The following is a 15731-nucleotide window of genomic DNA, read 5'->3' on the forward strand; positions in this document are numbered from 1 at the left end:
CACCGCGGGGTACCGTGCGGGGATGGCCGAGCCGACCACCCGCCCGCGGCGCCGCACGCAGGGGGAACGGCGGGCCGAGACCAAACGGCGGGTGCTCGACGCGGCCGTCGACTGCCTGGTGGAGGACGGTTACGCCAACCTCACGACCGGACGCGTCGCCGACCGGGCCGGTGTCTCCCGGGGCGCCCAGCTGCACCAGTACCCGACGCGGCAGGAGCTGGTCGTCGCCGCCATCGAGTACCTCGCCCAGCAGCGGGCGGTCGGGTTGCGTGAGGAGGCCGCCCGGCTGCCCGCCGACGCCGACCGCATCGCGACCGCGCTGGCGCTGCTGTGGTCGCAGTTCTCCGGGCGGCTGTTCCAGGCCGGCATCGAGCTGATGGTCGCCGCCCGCACCGACCCGGTGCTCCGGGCCGCGCTCACCCCGTTCGAGCGCGAGCTGCGGCGGTTGTCGCGCGAGCTCGCCGCCGAGCTGTTCGGGCCGCGCGCGGTCGCGCATCCCGATTTCCGGGACGTGGTGACGCTCGTGCTGAACTCGATGTACGGGATCGCGTTGCACCGCCTCATGCAGCCGACGTCGGCCGTCAAGCGTCAGCTCGTGCTGCTGGAACGGGTGGTGCGGCAGGCGCTCGGCTGAGTCGCCTCTCCCGGCGACAGATCTACTGTTTCAGGGTGAGAGGAAGCCGGTCCAGGCCCCGCACCGTGAGCCCGTCCCTCCACTGTGGAGTCCCGGCCAGCTCGATCGACGGGAAGCGGTCGAGCATCGCGCCGAACACCAGCTGCGCCTCCAGCCGGGCGAGACCCGCGCCGAGACAGTAGTGGATGCCGCTGCCGAAGCTCAGCGTCGCTGCTTCGGCGCGGTTCAGCCTGAGGACGCCGGGGTCGCTGAACGCGCGGGGGTCGTGGTTGGCGGCGCCCAGCAGGACCAGCAGATGCCGGTCCCCCGGAATGACCGTCCCGTCGGGGAGCGTGACCTCCTCGGCGGTGACCCGCGGGATCACCTGTACCGGGGTGTCGAACCGCAGCAGCTCCTCCACCGCGGCCGGCATCGTCGCCGGGTCGGCGCGCAGCGCGGCCAGCTCGTCGGGGTGGGACAGCAGGGCGTACATGCCGTTGCCGATGAGGTTGGTGGTGGTCTCGAAGCCGGCCAGGAACAGCAGCGTCAGCGTGGCGAGCAGCTCGTCCTCGGTGAGGCGGTCGCCCTCCTCCCGCACGGCGATCAGCGCCGACACCAGGTCGTCGGCCGGTTGCCGGCGGCGCTCGGCCACCAGCCCGCGGAAGTACTCCAGGATCGTGTCGGCGGCCGCGTCCGACCGGCTGAGGTCGGAGTCGGCGACGGCGAGGTCGAGCGCGTCGGTCAGGTCGCGCACGAGCCGCTGGAACGGTGGCTGGTCGGCCTCCGGGACCCCGATGAGCCGGCCGATCACCGCCACCGGGAACGGGAACGCGAGCTCGTTCATGAGGTCGACGTCGCCGCTGAGCCGGTCGAGCCGGGCGGCCAGGATCTCCTCGATGGCCGACCGCAGCCCGGCCACCGACCGGGGCGTGAACGCCTTGCTCACCAGCCGCCGGATGCGGGTGTGGTCGGGCGGGTCCTGCAGCATGAACGTGGTGTTGAGCAGCCGGCGCGAGGAGTGCTCGTCGTGCCCGGGCAGCGGGGCCGGGCGTCCGGGCCGCGTGCGCACCACGCGCGGGTCGCGCAGCACCGCGTCGACGTTGCGGTAGCTGGTGACGAACCGGCCCAGGAACGCCGACCGGTGCAGCTCACCGAGGTCGTGCAGGCGCCGGAAGACGCCGGCGAGGTCGCGCCGGCCCTCCGGGGTGAGCAGTTCCGCCAGGACCTCGTCCACATTCGTCGTGGGAGCCGCCATGCGGCCACGGTCCCATGCCGGCAAACAAACAGTCAAGACTGCTTATAAGTTGCTCGCGTACGTTGGGTGGCATGACCGTCATCGTGCGCCACGAAGGCCCCGTCACCACGGTGCTGATCAACCGTCCGGAGCGCCGCAACGCGGTCGACGGGCCGACCGCCGCCCGCCTCACCGGCGCGCTGCGCGCCTTCGACGGCGACCCCAGCGCGTCCGTGGCCGTGCTCGGCGGCACCGGCGGCACATTCTGCTCCGGCGCCGACCTGCACGCGTACGGCACGGCGGAGGCCAACCGGGTCTCCGCCGAGGGCGACGGTCCGATGGGACCGACACGGCTGCGGCTGTCGAAGCCGGTGATCGCCGCGATCGAGGGGCACGCGGTGGCCGGCGGCCTGGAGCTGGCCCTGTGGTGCGACCTGCGGGTGGCCGCCGCCGACGCCGTGCTGGGCGTGTTCTGCCGTCGCTACGGGGTCCCGTTGATCGACGGCGGCACGGTGCGACTACCGCGACTGATCGGCGGGAGCCGGGCCATGGACCTGATCCTGACCGGCCGCCCGGTCGACGCGGCCGAGGCGCACTCGATCGGGTTGGTGAACCGGGTGGTGCCACCGGGCACGGCGGTCTCGGCCGCCGAACGGCTCGCCGGCGAGCTCGCCGCGCTGCCACAGGCCTGCCTGCGCGAGGACCGCCTGTCGGTGCTGGAGCAGCACGGCCTCGACGAGGAGGCCGCGCTCGCCAACGAACTGCGGCACGGCGAACGGTCGCTCGCGGCGGTCGACGCCGGAATCGAGGCGTTCCGCGCCGGACGCGGCCGCCACGGCACCCGCGTCGACTGACGTTTTTCCGCGCAGGGCGCGGGGTACACGGCAGCCGCCACTGACAAGCCCGGACGAAAGAAGCGGGGAGCATGGACAGGCCGCTGCATCTGGAGATCTCGCTGGATCTACCCCGCGACGCGGAGCTGGTCGCGCAGACCCGCCGGACCCTCGACGGCGCCCTCGGCGGCGCCGGTGTCGACGAGGACTGCCGCCACGACATCCGACTGGCGCTGACCGAGGCGTGCGCCAACGTCATCAAGCACGCCGAGCACTCGACGATCTACCACGTCGACGTGACGGTGGAGGACAGCGAGTGCGTCATCGAGGTCACCGACGACGGCGGTGGTTTCAGCCCCTCGTCGGTGAAGCCGGGTGAGCTCCTCGACGACGCGGGCCGGGGCCTGCAGATCGTCGCCGCGGTCACCGACGGGCTCGAGGTCGTGTCGATCGATGGCCTCGGCACCGTGCTGCGCTTCACCAAGCGCCTCACGTGGGTCGAGGCCAACTGACCGGTCACCGCACGCGGGCCCGCGCCGGCCGACGGTGGATCGCGCGGGCCCGCGCCGGCCGACGCTAGATCGCGCGGGCCACCGCGATCGTCGTCGCACTGCGGCGCCCCGCCTCGTAGAACATGTACTGCACCCCTCCGTCGGTGCCGAACGCCGGCGCGGCCGAACGGCCGTTGTCGGGCGCGTTGCCGCGCGGGGTGTGGAACACCCCGAGGTGCACCTCGCGGTCGAAGTCGTTGCCGACCTCGGTGAGGTACATCCTCCCGGAACCACCGTGGTAGACCACGTACGTCGTGCCGTTGCGCTTGAGCACGTGCGGGCCGCTGATGTCGGTCTCGCCGTCGTTCTCGGCGTTGATGAGCGGCGTCTGGGCGAACTGCCAGTTCCGGGCGTCGGCCGACCAGCCCCAGAAGATGTCGCGGCGGCCGCCCATGGCACCCATGTACACCATGACGTAGCGGCTGCCGCGGCCCGCGATCGTGTGGTCGAACACGCGCGCGTACGACGTCTCGCTGAGGCCCGGCACGTCGGCGGTGCTGAGCACCAGGCGGTCGTAGGTGAACGTGATGCCGTCGGTGGAGACGGCCAGCCGGGTCTGCGCGTTGTTGCCGTGGAAGTACAGGTGGAAGCGGCGGGACGCGGCGTGCCAGAACACGTGCGGCGACGACACGTGCGGCACCGAGTGGTGCGGTGACCAGACGTTGCGGACGATCGGGTTCGCCGGGTACTCGGTGAACTGACCGGCGAGCGAGTTGCCGTAGGCCAGGCAGATCCCGCCCTCGCCGTCGTGCGGCGCGTAGTACAGGTAGTACCGGGCACGGTAGTTCGAGATCTTGTCGTAGACCCCGCGCACGCACGGGAAGATCAGCTCGTTGGTGGGGTTGTAGATCAGCTCCGACTTGACGAACGGCGTGCCGATGTACTGGTAGGTGGGAAATCCGGCGGGGCCGGCGAGGGCGGGGGCGGCGGTGCCCACGAGCGGCGAGACGGCGGCCGCGCCGAGCGCGGCGGCGCCGCCGCGCAGCACCGTACGGCGGTGAAGGCGTTCCATGGCAAGACGATGCGCTGACGTCCGTCAATGGTCAAGATGCTAATACGAATTACCACTTGACTCTGGTCGTAACAGACCCGCACGATGACGTTCACATCCAGAACTGATACGCATTAGCACCTCACGGAGGCACCAGCGTGGCCGGAGCGCGCAGACGCGTCACCCAGCAGGACATCGCCCGCATGACCGGCGTCAGCCAGGCGACCGTCTCACTGGTGCTCAACGGCCGCGCCGACACCGACGTGCGCATCGCGCCGCAGACGCGGGAGAAGGTGCTCCGCGCGATCCGGCAGACCGGCTACGTGGCCGACCCGGTCGCCCGGCGGCTGGCCGCCCGGCACAACCGCATCCTCGGGGTGTTCACCTACGAGCCGGTGTTCCCCAGCGGCAGCCGCGACTTCTACCACCCGTTCCTCCTCGGCATCGAGGAGCGCGCCGAACGCGTCGGCAGCGACCTGCTGCTGTTCACCAGCGCGCCGGTCGCCGACGACGGCCGCCGGCGCATCTTCCACGACGACCACCGGCTGCGCCTCGCCGACGGCTGCATCCTCCTCGGACGCCAGATGAACCGGGACGACCTGGCCCGGCTGGTCGCCGAGGAGTACCCGTTCGTCGCGGTCGGCCGGCGCGACGACGCCGGCGGTCCGGTGCCGTACGTCGGCGCCGACTACCCGGCGGCGACGTCCGCGCTGGTGCGGCGGGCGGTGGACCTCGGGCACGAGCGCCTCGCGTACGTCGGACCGGGTGCGGGCGCCGAGTCACCGGCCGACCGCATGCGCGGCTTCACCGACGCGGTCGCCGCGGCCGGCGTCTCCGGGACGCACGCGCCGGTCGCCGACGCGCGGACCCTCGACTCGCTGCTGCGGCAGGGGGTCACGGCGCTCTTCGTGGAGGAGCCGGCCGACGGGGTGGCGCTGGTGGCGCTCGCGAACGAGCGTGCGGTGCGGGTCCCGGAGGATCTGTCGCTCGTGGCCCTGGGCGACCCGACCCGGCCGACCACGACGGACCTCGACTTCTCGGGATTCTCCATTCCCCGCAAGGAGATGGGCGAGCAGGCGGTCGAGGTGCTCACCGGTCTCATCGAGGGCCACGACAAGACACAGCGGTTGCTGCCCTGCGAACTGGTCGCGGGCAGCACTCTCGCGGAGAGGAAGAGGTAGATGGCCGACCTGGAAACGGAGGTGCTCGTCGTCGGTGGCGGGCTCGGCGGGGTCGCGGCGGCGTTGGCCGCGTTGCGGGCCGGCCGGCGCGTGGTGCTGACCGAGGAGTACCCGTGGCTGGGTGGGCAGCTGACCAGCCAGGCCGTGCCGCCCGACGAGCACACGTGGGTGGAGCGGTTCGGGGTCACGGCGTCGTACCGCGCTCTCCGCGAACGGATCCGCGACTACTACCGGTCCCACTACCCGCTCACCGAACGGTCCCGCGCGGCCCGGGAACTCAACCCCGGCGCGGGTTTCGTGAGCCGGCTGTGCCACGAGCCGCGGGTGGCGGTGGCGGTCGTCGAGTCGCTGCTCGCGCCGTACCGGGGCGGCGGGCGGCTGGTGGTTCTGCAGCCCGCGCGTCCCGTGAGCGTCGAGACCGACGGCGACCGGGTCACCGCGGTCCGACTGTCCACAGGGGACACCGTGCGGGCGCCGTACATTCTCGACGCCACGGAGACCGGTGAGCTGCTGCCGTTGAGCGGCACCGAGTACGTCACCGGCTTCGAGTCGCAGGACGAGACCGGCGAACCCAGCGCGCCGTCGGAGGCCCAGCCGCTGAACATGCAGGCGGTGTCGGTGTGCTTCGCGATCGACCACATCGACGGCGACCACACCATCGACCGCCCGTCCTCCTACGGCTACTGGCGTGACTACGCGCCGTCCTTCTGGGGCGGCAACCTCCTCGGCTGGACCGCTCCGCACCCCCGCACGCTGGAGCCGGTCGAGCGCGAGTTCACCCCGAACCCCGACGACGACCCGCTCTCGGTCGTCGCCGACCAGCGGGCCGACGGCGGCGACCGCAACCTGTGGACGTTCCGTCGCATCGCCGCCCGCCGCCACTTCGTGCCGGGCGCGTACGACAGCGACATCACCCTCGTCAACTGGCCGATGATCGACTATCTCGACGGCAACGTCATCGACGTTCCCGACGCCGCTTCCCACGTGGAGAAGGCGCGCGAGCTCTCCCGGTCGGTCCTGTACTGGATGCAGACCGAGGCGCCGCGGCCCGACGGCGGAACCGGGTTTCCCGGGCTGCGCCTGCGCGGCGACGTCACCGGGTCGGACGACGGCCTCGCGCAGGCGCCGTACATCCGGGAGTCGCGGCGGATCCGGGCCGAGTACACCGTCGTCGAGCAGGACCTCGCGGTGTCGGTGCGCGGAGACAAGGGCGCCGTGCGCTACGACGACAGCGTCGGCATCGGCATGTACCGCATCGACCTGCACCCGTCGACCGGCGGCGACAACTACATCGACGTGGCGAGCAGCCCGTTCGAGATCCCGCTCGGCGCGCTGATCCCGCGCCGGGTGGAGAACCTGCTGCCCGCCGGCAAGAACATCGGCACGACCCACATCACCAACGGCTGCTACCGGCTGCACCCCGTCGAATGGAACGTCGGCGAGGCCGCCGGCGCCCTGGCGGCCTTCTGCCTCGACCGTGCGACCACCCCGCGCGCGGTACGCAACGACCCCGATCTGCTCGCCGACTTCCAGCGGCGGCTTGCCGCCGACGGCGTCGAACTGCGCTGGCCCGACGTCACCGGCTATTGAGTTCTGAGGAGCGACCCCCATGAGAAAGAGACTCGCTGTATTACTGGCCGCGGCTCTCGCGTTGACGGCCTGTGGAGGCGGCGACTCCGAGGCTTCCGACGGCCCGGTTTCGCTGCGCATGACGATCTGGACCGGCAACGCCGACCACCTCGCGCTGTTCAACTCGATCGCCGACGAGTACAGGAAGCAGAACAGCAACGTCACCGAGATCAAGTTCGACACCCTGCCGATCGAGACCTACACCACCGGTCTCACCACGCAGATCGCCGGCGGCAACGCCCCCGACTTGGCCTGGATCCTCGAGAACTCCGCACCCGACTTCGTCTCGTCGGGCGCGCTCGTGCCGCTGAAGGTCGAGGGCTCCGAGGACCTCATCCCGAGCACCACCAGGCTGTGGCAGACCGGCGGCAAGCTCTACGCGTACCCGTTCTCCACGTCGCCGTTCGGGGTGTTCGTCAACAACGACCTCATCAAGCAGGCCGGCCAGCAGACGCCCGCGGAGCTCATCGCCGCGAACCAGTGGACGTGGGACAAGGCGTACGCGGTCAACGCCGCGGTGGCCGCCGGCACCGGCAAGGGCGGCCTCGTCGTCCGCGACTTCGACTACAAGACGTGGGACAACCTCGCCTCCGTGTGGGGCGGCTGGGGCGCCGAGCCGTGGAGCGAGGACGGCAAGAAGCGCGGCTTCGCCGACCAGCCGATGGTCGACGCGATGACCGCGTTCCATAAGGCGATCTTCACCGACAAGGCCGTTCCGGGTCCGGGTACCGCGCCGGACTTCTTCGCCGGCAACGCGGCCATGACGATCACCCAGATCTCGCGGGCGTCGCTGCTCAAGGACAGCAAGTTCCAGTGGGACCTCGTGCCGCTGCCCGCCGGCCCGAAGGGCACCTACGGGGTGATCGGCCAGGCCGGCATCGGCGTGCTGAAGAAGGGGAAGAACGCCGACGCGGCCGCCGACTTCCTCGCGTTCTTCACCAGCCCGGAGAATTCGGCGAAGCTCGCCCAGTACTTCCCGCCGCCCCGCAAGACGCAACTCACCGCAGACAACCTCGCGAAGACCAACCCCCTCCTGAAGCCGGAACAGCTGCAGAAGGTCGTCATCGAGGGCGTCAACATCGGTAAGGTCAAGCCGTCGCACACCGGACAGGCCGAGCTGAGCCAGACCGTGCGGGCCGCGCTCGACCCGCTGTGGAAGGCCGACGCCGACGTTCGCGGCGTGCTCGGCGGCGTCTGCTCCAAGATCCAACCGATGCTGGGCAAGTGAACTCTTTCTGGACGAGGCGCCGGCGGGACAATCTCGCCGGTTACCTCTTCATCGCGCCGCAGTTGCTGGGCAGCCTCGCGTTCGTGCTCGGCCCGCTGGTGATGGTGGTCTGGTACAGCCTCCACGAGTGGAACGTGCTCGCCGACACGTTCGAGTTCACCGGCGCGTCGAACTACCGGGCGCTGGCCGACGACCCCGAACTCGGCAACGTGCTGGCCGCGACCACGTTCTTCTCGGTCGGGCTCGTGGTGTTCAACCTGACGCTCGCGCTGCTGCTGGCCGTGCTGCTCAACCAGAAGCTGCGCGGCACCGTCGTGTTCCGCACGCTGTTCTTCTCGCCCGTCGTCGTGTCGCTCGTCGCCTGGACGATCGTGTGGGGCTTCCTGCTGCAGAACGACGGCGGCATCAACGGCCTGCTCGACACCGTCGGGGTCACCGGCCCGAACTGGCTGCGCGGTGAGACCACCGCGATGATGTCGGTGATCGTGGTGCAGGTGTTCAAGAACGTCGGGCTGAACATGGTGCTGTTCCTGGCCGCGCTCCAGGGCGTCCCGCAGCAGTTGTACGAGGCCGCGACGCTCGACGGCGCCGGTTGGTGGATGCGCTTCGGCCGCATCACGATGCCGCTGATCAGCCCGACGATCCTGCTCACGTCGATCATCACGGTGGTGGGTTCGCTGCAGGTGTTCGCGCAGATCGCCGTTCTGACGCAGGGCGGGCCCGGCACCTCGACGACGGTGCTCGTCTACTACCTGTACCAGCAGGCCTTCCAGTTCCACCACTTCGGGTACGGGGCCACGCTGTCGGTGCTGCTGTTCGTGATCGTGCTGGGGCTGACGCTGCTGCAGTGGCGCATGCGCCGGAGGTGGGTGCTCGATGAAAACTGACCTGTCCCCGCGGGCGAAGACGGCGCTCTATGGCGTGCTCTCGGTGCTGTGCATCCCGTTCGTGTTCCCGACGTGGTGGATGGTCACGTCGTCGTTCAAGCCGGTCGGTGACATCTTCGCGTTCCCGCCGGCCCTGGTGCCCACCTCGCCCCGGCTCGAGGCCTACCGTTCCGTCTTCGACCTGCAGCCGTTCGTCCAGCAGTACTGGAACAGCCTGTACATCGCGGTGGCCGTGACGATCGGCACGCTCGCGGTGTCCACCATGGCCGGTTACGCGTTCGCGCGCATCCGCTTCCGGGGCGCCAACGTGCTGTTCGTGGTGATCCTGACCGGGCTGCTCATCCCGAGCGAGGTCACGATCGTCCCGCTGTTCCAGCTGTTCCTGAAGCTCGGCCTCACCGACACCCACTGGCCGCTGATCGTGGTGCCGGTCCTGGGCGCGCCGAGCGTGCTGGCGACGTTCATCATGCGGCAGTTCTTCGTCACCCTCCCCCGCGACCTGGAGGAGGCCGCCCGCGTCGACGGCCTCGGGCATCCGGGCACGTTCTGGCGGGTGGCGCTGCCGCTGGCGAGGCCGGCCCTGGGCGCGGTCGCCATCTTCACGTTCCTGCACAGCTGGAACCTGTACCTGGAGCCGGTGGTCTTCCTGTCGACGCCGGAGAAGTTCACCCTGCCGCAGGCCCTGACCCAGTACGTCGACGCCTACGGCGGCCCGATGTGGAACGTCCAGCTGGCGGCGGCGTCGCTGACGACGCTACCGGTGCTGGCGGTGTTCGTGTTCGCCCAACGCCAGTTCGTCGAGGGCCTGGCGACGACGGGCCTCAAGGGCTGAGACGGCGGCGGAGGCGGTCGCCCGGTGACTCGACCGGTTCCATTCGTTGCTCCTGGACCTCGACCACCTCGCGGTACTTGTGGCGGCCGGGGTTCCAGGCCTCGTCCAGCGGTCCCATGAGCCCGCCCCCGATGCCGGCCCGCCGGATGCGCCTGCCCAGCCACCAGTAGAAGGCCAGCAGCAGGACGAACCCGGCCGCCACGACCAACCCCGCCCAGAGCGTCTCCATGAAGACGACGATAACGGCAACCGGCGGACGGCCGCCGTACGTCAACTGCACATGGATGATGCGTACCGGGAGTACGTGGTCGCCCGGCTCGACCGGCTCAGACGCGCGGCCTACCTCCTCTGCGGAGACTGGCACCTCGCCGACGACCTGGTGTCGGTGACGATCGACAAGCTGTACCGGCACTGGCGGCGGGCCCGGGCGGCACGCAGCATCGACGCGTACACCCAGAGGATCCTCACCAACACCTGGCTCGACGAGACCCGCCGACCGTGGCGCCGCCGCGAGATCGTCACCGACGAGCTTCCCGAGAACGCCGCCGACCGCGACGAGGACCCGTCGAACCTGCTCGACCTCGTCGCCACGCTGAGCCCGCGCCGGCGGGCGGCGATCGTGCTGCGGTTCTACTTCGATCTCTCCGTCGACGACACCGCCGAGGTGCTCGGGTGCAGCCCCGGCACCGTCAAGAGCCTCACCGCCCGCGGCCTCGCCGCCCTGCAGCGTCACCTCACCCACGAAGGGAACCGCTGATGTACCGCACCGTCTTCGACCGCGAGATCGGCACCCCGCCGCCGTCGTCCGTCGACGTCGACGGCGTGATCAGGCGCCGCCGGCGCGCCCGGCGCCTGCGCACCGCACTCGTCGGCGCGGTCGCCGGGGTCACCGCCGTGGCGCTCGTCGGGGTGACGGTCACCGCGGCGGACGACGACCGGCGCGGCGAACGGGTCGGCGGGCCGTTGGCGTCACCGCCGGTGCCGGACGTGCCCGCACGGCTCGAGGCGGCGCTCCGGGGCTTCCTCAACGCCACCCTCCCCGGCGCGGAGTACCAGGGCAACCGGCCCCAGTTCGGACCGCTCGTGTTCGAGCACCGGTACCACGAGGCGAAGGCCGAGGTGCCCGGCGTCTCGGGCGGCGTACAGGGAGAGGACTACTACTACGCCACCGCCGACATCACCACCGACGCCGGTACCGGCAACCTCTCGATCGGCGTCGGCCGGCGTGATCCCGACAAGTTCGACGTCCGCGCGACCTGCCCCGAGGACGGCCCCCTGGACGCCACGACGTACTCGTGCCTCCCGTCGACCGGCCCGGGTGACACCAGGACGATCTTCGAGAAGACCACCGGGAGCAAGGCGGTGCAGTACCGCGCCGTGGCCGCCCGCGCGGACGGGATCACCGTGTTCGTGGTGGTGACGAACAACTCCCGGAAGGGCGCGAAGTCCGAGCTGGAGCTCGACCGCGCCGACTCGCCCGCGCCACCGCTCAACGGCCTCCAGGCCCGCGACCTCGCGCTGTTGAGCGGCCTCACGGTGTGAGCGGGCTGCGATGGCCGGTCGCCCAGGCCCACGCCGCGATCGCCACCCGGTTCGACACGCCCAGTTTCTGCTGGATGCTCGCCAGGTGCGTCTTGACCGTGCCCGCCGTGATGTACAGCTGGGCGCCGATCTCCGCGTTGGTCTTCCCCTCGGCGACGAGGGCCACCACGTCGAGCTCCCGGTCGGTCAGCGGGTTCGGCGGCGTGACGGCGGGCCGGACGGCCAGCTCGCGCAGCAACCGCACGGTGACCTCGGGGCTGATCAGCGCGTCGCCGGCCACCGCGGCCCGCACCGCCTGCACGAGCAGCGCCGCGCCGGAGTGCTTCAGCAGGAACCCGCACGCGCCGTGGCGCAGCGCCGTGTGCACGTACGCGTCGAGGTCGTAGGTCGTCACGACCACCACCCGCACCGGTGGCGAGGCGGTGGAGAGCACGCGGGTCAGCTCCAGGCCGTCCATGCGCGGCATCCGGATGTCGACGAGGGCGACGTCGGGGCGCAGCCGCCGCGCGAGCTCCGCCGCCTCGACGCCGTCGGCGGCCTCACCGACGACCTCGATGTCGCGTGCGGCGTTGAGGATCGTGCGGAACGCGATCCGCACCGACTCCTGGTCGTCGGCGAGCAGCACCCGGATCACCGCGGCACCTGCGCGCGCACGCGCCACCCGTCGCCGGTGGGGCCGGCCGCGAACGTGCCGCCGAACGACTCGACGCGTTCGCGGAGCCCGATCAGACCGAGGCCGTTTCCACTCCAGGCCGCGGGTGGCCGCCGGGTGGTCGTGTTGTCCACGGTGACCGTGACCGCGTGCGCCCCCGCCGCCAGGTCCACGGCGACCTCCGCGCCGACGCCGGCGTGCTTGCGCACGTTGGTGAGCGCCTCCAGCACCACGCGGTAGAGGGCGTTGCCGACCTCGTCGCGCGCTTCGGCCTCGACGTCGGGTGCCATGGTCAGCCGCACGTGCCCGTCGCCGGCGTCGGCGTAGCGGCGCACCAGCGCGGGGATGTCGGCGATGCCGGGCAGCGGTTCCCGCACGGCGGTGTCGGTGTCGGGCTCGCGCAGCACCCGGATGGAGCGCTGCATCGACGACAGGGCGCGCGTGCCGTCGGCCTCGATGCGGTCGAGCACGGCCGCCAGTTCCGGCGCCTCCTCGGCGGCCCGCTCGCCCAGCAGCACCCGGGCCGCCTGTGCCTGCACCACCATCGCGCTCACGTCGTGGGCCACGTAGTCGTGCAGGTCGGCGGCCAGCTGCACGCGCTGCTCCCGTTGCGCCGCGGTGACGGCGGCCGCGCGTCTGCGGTCCAGACCCCGCAGATACAACCCGGACGCCGCCCCGACCAGCCCGGCCAGCGACCAGAACGCGATCTCCACGACCGCTTCCCAGCCCCACGTCGGCGGGTCGTTCGTGATCGGGACGATGAGCGATCCGCCGGCGGCCACGCCCACCGGCGCGACGGCCGCCGCCCACGCCGGCGACGACCACCGGCACACCAGCGCGACCAGCACCATCAGCTCGGCGGTGAGCAGCAGTTCGGAGGCGCTCCTGCCCGACGGGTCGGGGTTCGCGACCCAGTACCCGGTCGCCCCGAGCGTGACCGCCGCGACGGCGAGCGTCACGGGTCCGAGGAACGCCGAGCGGTAGCGGCGGACGGCGAGCACCGCGAGGGCGGCGGCGCCGAGCAGCGCGGGAACGGCGAAGACGGGGGCGGGCACCGGTCCACGATAGGGCGAGCGGTCGGCACGGCGCCTCTGCCGATCGGCAGATACCCGCAGCGGCCGAACGCGGCGAGATTTGCGGCATGCGATCGATTCCCTACCTCGCGGCGGCCTGGTGCCTCGGTTACGCCGCGCTCGCTCTCTCGTGGGCGTTCGGAGCGCCCGGCTTTCCGTTCGGCGGCAACGACCCGCGCGGCCCGGAGATGGGCAGCTGGCTGTCCGGTGCGACACCCGGATGGGCCGGGGCAGTGCTGGCCGTCGCCTGCGGCGCCGGCGCGGTCGCGGCGTTCGCGGTCGCCCGGGGCGGCGCCGCGTTCTCCGCGGCCCGGGGTGGTGCGGGCCGCTGGGTGGCCGCGGTGCTGGTACCGGTGGCGCTGGTGCTGCTCCTGATCGTGCCCGACGTCCGGGTCCTGCAGAACCTGGCGTACTCGTTCAGCCTGCACTTCGACCTCGTCGACTGGCCGGTCCTCAACCAGGCGCTGTGCGTCCTGGGCGGGCTGCTCGTCGCGGGCACGGCCATCGTCGCGCTGCGGCGTCCGCCCTGCGCGGAGTGCCGCCGGCCGGAGGCCGTCGCCGGAGAGAGGACCCGGTGGACGCGCATCGGCCGCTGGGCGGTCGTCGTCGCGATCGTCTCGCAGCTGCCGTACGCGGTGCAGCGGGCGGCGTGGAACCTCGGGTTTCCCCTGGGCGTCTCGCAGCAGTTCGTCGACGACCTCGCCAACGACATCGTCGAGAAGGGCCTGCACCCGATCATGATGTGGATGCTGGTCATCCCCGACGTGTTCGGCGCGTTGCTGACGCTCGGTCTGGTGATGCGGTGGGGCGAGCGGGTCCCCGCGTGGGTGCCGTTCCTCGGCGACCGGCGGGTGCCGATCAGCCTCGCCGTGGTGCCGGCGACCGTCGTCTCGGTCGCGGTCACCGTCGCCGGGCTGGCTCTCTACCGGTTCGTATGGGAGGACGGCGGGGTCGAGGGCTCAGCGGCGCCGGCCCTGCTGTGGCTGCCCTGGGGTCTGGCGCTGGCCACCGCCACGTTCGCGTACGTGATGCGGCGGCGCCGCACCTGCGCCGGCCACGGACCGGCGGAGCGGGTGCCCGGTTCTCAGGGAACGAACACGTCGAGCACGCGACCGTTGGTGACGTAGAGCCGGCCGCTGGCGACCACCGCGTGCTCGTGCACGTCGCCGACCATCGGCAGGTCCTCGAGGTCTTTGCCGTCGCGCGCGTCGCGCATCACCAGCCAACCGTTCTCGATCGGCGCGTACACGACGCCGCCGGCGACGGTCGGCCGGCCGAGCGGGGCGCTGAGGAATTCCTGGTCCCAGATCTTCTTGCCGTCCTTGACGTTCAGCGCGATCAGGTGGGTGTCGCGGGCGGCGTAGATCCGGGTGCCGTCGACCGCGAGGGAGGCGGTGCCGTCCTCCCGGGCGACCCCGCCCACCGACCAGAGGGTGTTGCCGTCCTTCGCGGCGAGGGCGAACAGCTTGCCGGTGGCGTCGCCGACGATGAACCGCTCCCCCGCCGGGTCGGCGGCGGCCACGATCCACTGGGCCTTCGTCGACCACAGCTCCCTACCGGTGACGATGTCGACCGCCACGGACCCCTTGCCCTTGCGGGACAGCAGGAGCCGCCCGTTGGCCGACACGTCGGCGGTGAGCTCCACCTCGGCCCGCGACCACAGGAGCGCGCCGTCGGACCGGCGGTACACGCTGACGCGGTCCTCTCCCGCGTCGCCACCACCGACGGCGATCACGGCGCGGTCGACGACCATGTGGTACGCGGGCGCGTCCCGCTTGACGGACCACCTGGTCGCGCCGGTGGCGGCGTCGTACGCGGTCAGCTCGACGTCCGGGTCGCTCACCGAGCCGCAGGTGTTCATCGCCGAGACCAGCAGGTTGCCGGCGACCGCGAGCTTCGGCGTCTCGTAGTCGAAGATGCGCAGGGTGCGCCGCCACAGCCGCTCGCCGGTCACCGAGTCGTACGCGGCGAAGCCGTTGGCGTCGGGCAGGAACATCCGGCGTCCGGCCATCACCGGCGGGCTCTGCGCCATGCACCCCGACCGCGTGACCGGCGACAGCACCGACCAGCCGTACCGCAGCTTGCCGGCGTTGCGGGTGGTGATGGTGCGCTCGTGCGGGTTGGCGTTGGTGTTGCCGGGGCCGTACCCGTCCTGGGTCCACTCCGAGGCCGGCGCGGCATGCGCCGCCTCCACAGACGGCGCGAACCCGACGGCGAGAGCCCCCACCAGCAGGGCCCGGAACAGGGTAGACATGCCCGAATCGTAGAAATTGTCGGGTGAGTTGGCGGCGGAACCGGGGAACTGACGCCCTCAACCGGCCACCGAACCCTCCGGACGCCGAACCCCGACGCCGAACCCCGACGCCGGGCCCGGGTGCGCGCGGACATGCCATCAGAGCCCATGCGCACCCGGGCGTTTCGGCGGGCGGGGACCCCGCACCGAACTCCCGGGCAGCGGGCGGAGCCGGCGCCAACGGAGCGGCGC

The 15731-nt window shown here is 71.7% G+C and carries 17 protein-coding genes; 11 read left to right on the forward strand and 6 right to left on the reverse strand.

The features are described 5' to 3' along the window. Positions 1 to 22: 22 nt before the first annotated feature. Positions 23 to 634, forward strand: a complete 612-nt coding sequence (locus Voc01_RS19850; protein WP_203928960.1) for a TetR/AcrR family transcriptional regulator — start codon at positions 23 to 25, stop codon at positions 632 to 634. Positions 635 to 656: 22 nt separating this feature from the next. Here the strand turns inward: Voc01_RS19850 and Voc01_RS19855 are convergent, their stop codons facing one another. Continuing rightward, positions 657 to 1868 (reverse strand): cytochrome P450, encoded by a 1212-nt coding sequence (locus tag Voc01_RS19855; protein WP_203928961.1) that lies wholly within the window; start codon positions 1866 to 1868, stop codon positions 657 to 659. Between the two features lie 71 nt (positions 1869 to 1939). Between Voc01_RS19855 and Voc01_RS19860 the strand changes: the two genes are divergently transcribed. Both Voc01_RS19860 and Voc01_RS19865 read left to right on the forward strand, forming a co-directional pair. Beyond that, on the forward strand, positions 1940 to 2701 hold the full coding sequence (locus Voc01_RS19860; RefSeq protein WP_203928962.1) for a crotonase/enoyl-CoA hydratase family protein: 762 nt from the start codon (positions 1940 to 1942) through the stop codon (positions 2699 to 2701). A 71-nt stretch (positions 2702 to 2772) separates the two neighbouring features. Beyond that, positions 2773 to 3192, forward strand: a complete 420-nt coding sequence (locus Voc01_RS19865; RefSeq protein WP_203928963.1) for an ATP-binding protein — start codon at positions 2773 to 2775, stop codon at positions 3190 to 3192. Between the two features lie 64 nt (positions 3193 to 3256). On the opposite strand, the gene Voc01_RS19870 is transcribed toward Voc01_RS19865, so the two are convergent. Then, positions 3257 to 4243: a hypothetical protein gene (locus tag Voc01_RS19870; protein ID WP_203928964.1), complete on the reverse strand. Its 987-nt coding sequence runs from the start codon at positions 4241 to 4243 to the stop codon at positions 3257 to 3259. 137 nt (positions 4244 to 4380) lie between these two features. Here Voc01_RS19870 and Voc01_RS19875 point away from each other — a divergent pair, with 137 nt between their 5' ends. From Voc01_RS19875 to Voc01_RS19895, 5 genes are read left to right on the forward strand one after another with little or no spacing between them, the layout of a single operon-like run. Beyond that, positions 4381 to 5403, forward strand: coding sequence for a LacI family DNA-binding transcriptional regulator (locus Voc01_RS19875; protein WP_239160329.1), 1023 nt, complete (start codon positions 4381 to 4383; stop codon positions 5401 to 5403). Further along, the gene (locus Voc01_RS19880) at positions 5404 to 6993 is read left to right on the forward strand and encodes an FAD-dependent oxidoreductase (RefSeq protein WP_203928965.1); all 1590 of its coding nucleotides are present in this window, start codon (positions 5404 to 5406) and stop codon (positions 6991 to 6993) included. A gap of 19 nt (positions 6994 to 7012) precedes the next feature. Further along, positions 7013 to 8260 (forward strand): extracellular solute-binding protein, encoded by a 1248-nt coding sequence (locus Voc01_RS19885; RefSeq protein WP_203928966.1) that lies wholly within the window; start codon positions 7013 to 7015, stop codon positions 8258 to 8260. Next, entirely contained in the window at positions 8257 to 9147 is an 891-nt protein-coding gene (locus Voc01_RS19890; protein WP_239160330.1) for a carbohydrate ABC transporter permease, read from the forward strand. The genes Voc01_RS19885 and Voc01_RS19890 overlap by 4 nt, the downstream gene beginning before the upstream one ends. Beyond that, on the forward strand, positions 9137 to 9979 hold the full coding sequence (locus tag Voc01_RS19895) for a carbohydrate ABC transporter permease (RefSeq protein WP_203928967.1): 843 nt from the start codon (positions 9137 to 9139) through the stop codon (positions 9977 to 9979). Before Voc01_RS19890 ends, Voc01_RS19895 begins: the two co-directional genes overlap by 11 nt. Here the strand turns inward: Voc01_RS19895 and Voc01_RS19900 are convergent. Further along, complete coding sequence (locus Voc01_RS19900) at positions 9969 to 10208, reverse strand: hypothetical protein (RefSeq protein ID WP_203928968.1); 240 nt, start codon at positions 10206 to 10208, stop codon at positions 9969 to 9971. The genes Voc01_RS19895 and Voc01_RS19900 overlap by 11 nt on opposite strands. A gap of 51 nt (positions 10209 to 10259) precedes the next feature. On the opposite strand from Voc01_RS19900, the gene Voc01_RS19905 reads away from it, so the two are divergent. Then, positions 10260 to 10736 (forward strand): RNA polymerase sigma factor, encoded by a 477-nt coding sequence (locus Voc01_RS19905; protein WP_203928969.1) that lies wholly within the window; start codon positions 10260 to 10262, stop codon positions 10734 to 10736. Further along, the gene (locus Voc01_RS19910) at positions 10736 to 11521 is read left to right on the forward strand and encodes a hypothetical protein (RefSeq protein ID WP_203928970.1); all 786 of its coding nucleotides are present in this window, start codon (positions 10736 to 10738) and stop codon (positions 11519 to 11521) included. The genes Voc01_RS19905 and Voc01_RS19910 overlap by 1 nt, the downstream gene beginning before the upstream one ends. Here Voc01_RS19910 and Voc01_RS19915 read toward each other — a convergent pair. Together Voc01_RS19915 and Voc01_RS19920 are read right to left on the reverse strand one after the other, a co-directional pair. Further along, positions 11511 to 12155: a response regulator transcription factor gene (locus tag Voc01_RS19915; protein ID WP_203928971.1), complete on the reverse strand. Its 645-nt coding sequence runs from the start codon at positions 12153 to 12155 to the stop codon at positions 11511 to 11513. The two genes, Voc01_RS19910 and Voc01_RS19915, sit on opposite strands and share 11 nt — an antisense overlap. Beyond that, complete coding sequence (locus Voc01_RS19920) at positions 12152 to 13228, reverse strand: sensor histidine kinase (RefSeq protein ID WP_203928972.1); 1077 nt, start codon at positions 13226 to 13228, stop codon at positions 12152 to 12154. Before Voc01_RS19920 ends, Voc01_RS19915 begins: the two co-directional genes overlap by 4 nt. 86 nt (positions 13229 to 13314) lie before the next feature. Between Voc01_RS19920 and Voc01_RS19925 the strand changes: the two genes are divergently transcribed. Further along, positions 13315 to 14373: a hypothetical protein gene (locus tag Voc01_RS19925; protein WP_203928973.1), complete on the forward strand. Its 1059-nt coding sequence runs from the start codon at positions 13315 to 13317 to the stop codon at positions 14371 to 14373. Here Voc01_RS19925 and Voc01_RS19930 read toward each other — a convergent pair. Continuing rightward, a complete protein-coding gene (locus tag Voc01_RS19930) occupies positions 14331 to 15500 on the reverse strand; it encodes a PQQ-binding-like beta-propeller repeat protein (RefSeq protein ID WP_203928974.1) in 1170 nt (389 codons plus the stop codon). The two genes, Voc01_RS19925 and Voc01_RS19930, sit on opposite strands and share 43 nt — an antisense overlap. Positions 15501 to 15731: the final 231 nt, after the last annotated feature.

The sequence above is a fragment of the Virgisporangium ochraceum genome (genome assembly GCF_016863655.1).
Classification (GTDB): Bacteria; Actinomycetota; Actinomycetes; order Mycobacteriales; family Micromonosporaceae; genus Virgisporangium; species Virgisporangium ochraceum.

Bases quoted from the DNA above. Each gene is read 5' to 3' on its own strand.
- Voc01_RS19850 (WP_203928960.1), top strand. From the start codon at position 23: ATGGCCGAGCCGACCACCCGCCCGCGGCGCCGCACGCAGGGGGAACGG.
- Voc01_RS19855 (WP_203928961.1), bottom strand. From the start codon at position 1,868: ATGGCGGCTCCCACGACGAATGTGGACGAGGTCCTGGCGGAACTGCTC.
- Voc01_RS19860 (WP_203928962.1), top strand. From the start codon at position 1,940: ATGACCGTCATCGTGCGCCACGAAGGCCCCGTCACCACGGTGCTGATC.
- Voc01_RS19865 (WP_203928963.1), top strand. From the start codon at position 2,773: ATGGACAGGCCGCTGCATCTGGAGATCTCGCTGGATCTACCCCGCGAC.
- Voc01_RS19870 (WP_203928964.1), bottom strand. From the start codon at position 4,243: ATGGAACGCCTTCACCGCCGTACGGTGCTGCGCGGCGGCGCCGCCGCG.
- Voc01_RS19880 (WP_203928965.1), top strand. From the start codon at position 5,404: ATGGCCGACCTGGAAACGGAGGTGCTCGTCGTCGGTGGCGGGCTCGGC.
- Voc01_RS19885 (WP_203928966.1), top strand. From the start codon at position 7,013: ATGAGAAAGAGACTCGCTGTATTACTGGCCGCGGCTCTCGCGTTGACG.
- Voc01_RS19895 (WP_203928967.1), top strand. From the start codon at position 9,137: ATGAAAACTGACCTGTCCCCGCGGGCGAAGACGGCGCTCTATGGCGTG.
- Voc01_RS19900 (WP_203928968.1), bottom strand. From the start codon at position 10,208: ATGGAGACGCTCTGGGCGGGGTTGGTCGTGGCGGCCGGGTTCGTCCTG.
- Voc01_RS19905 (WP_203928969.1), top strand. From the start codon at position 10,260: ATGGATGATGCGTACCGGGAGTACGTGGTCGCCCGGCTCGACCGGCTC.
- Voc01_RS19910 (WP_203928970.1), top strand. From the start codon at position 10,736: ATGTACCGCACCGTCTTCGACCGCGAGATCGGCACCCCGCCGCCGTCG.
- Voc01_RS19925 (WP_203928973.1), top strand. From the start codon at position 13,315: ATGCGATCGATTCCCTACCTCGCGGCGGCCTGGTGCCTCGGTTACGCC.
- Voc01_RS19930 (WP_203928974.1), bottom strand. From the start codon at position 15,500: ATGTCTACCCTGTTCCGGGCCCTGCTGGTGGGGGCTCTCGCCGTCGGG.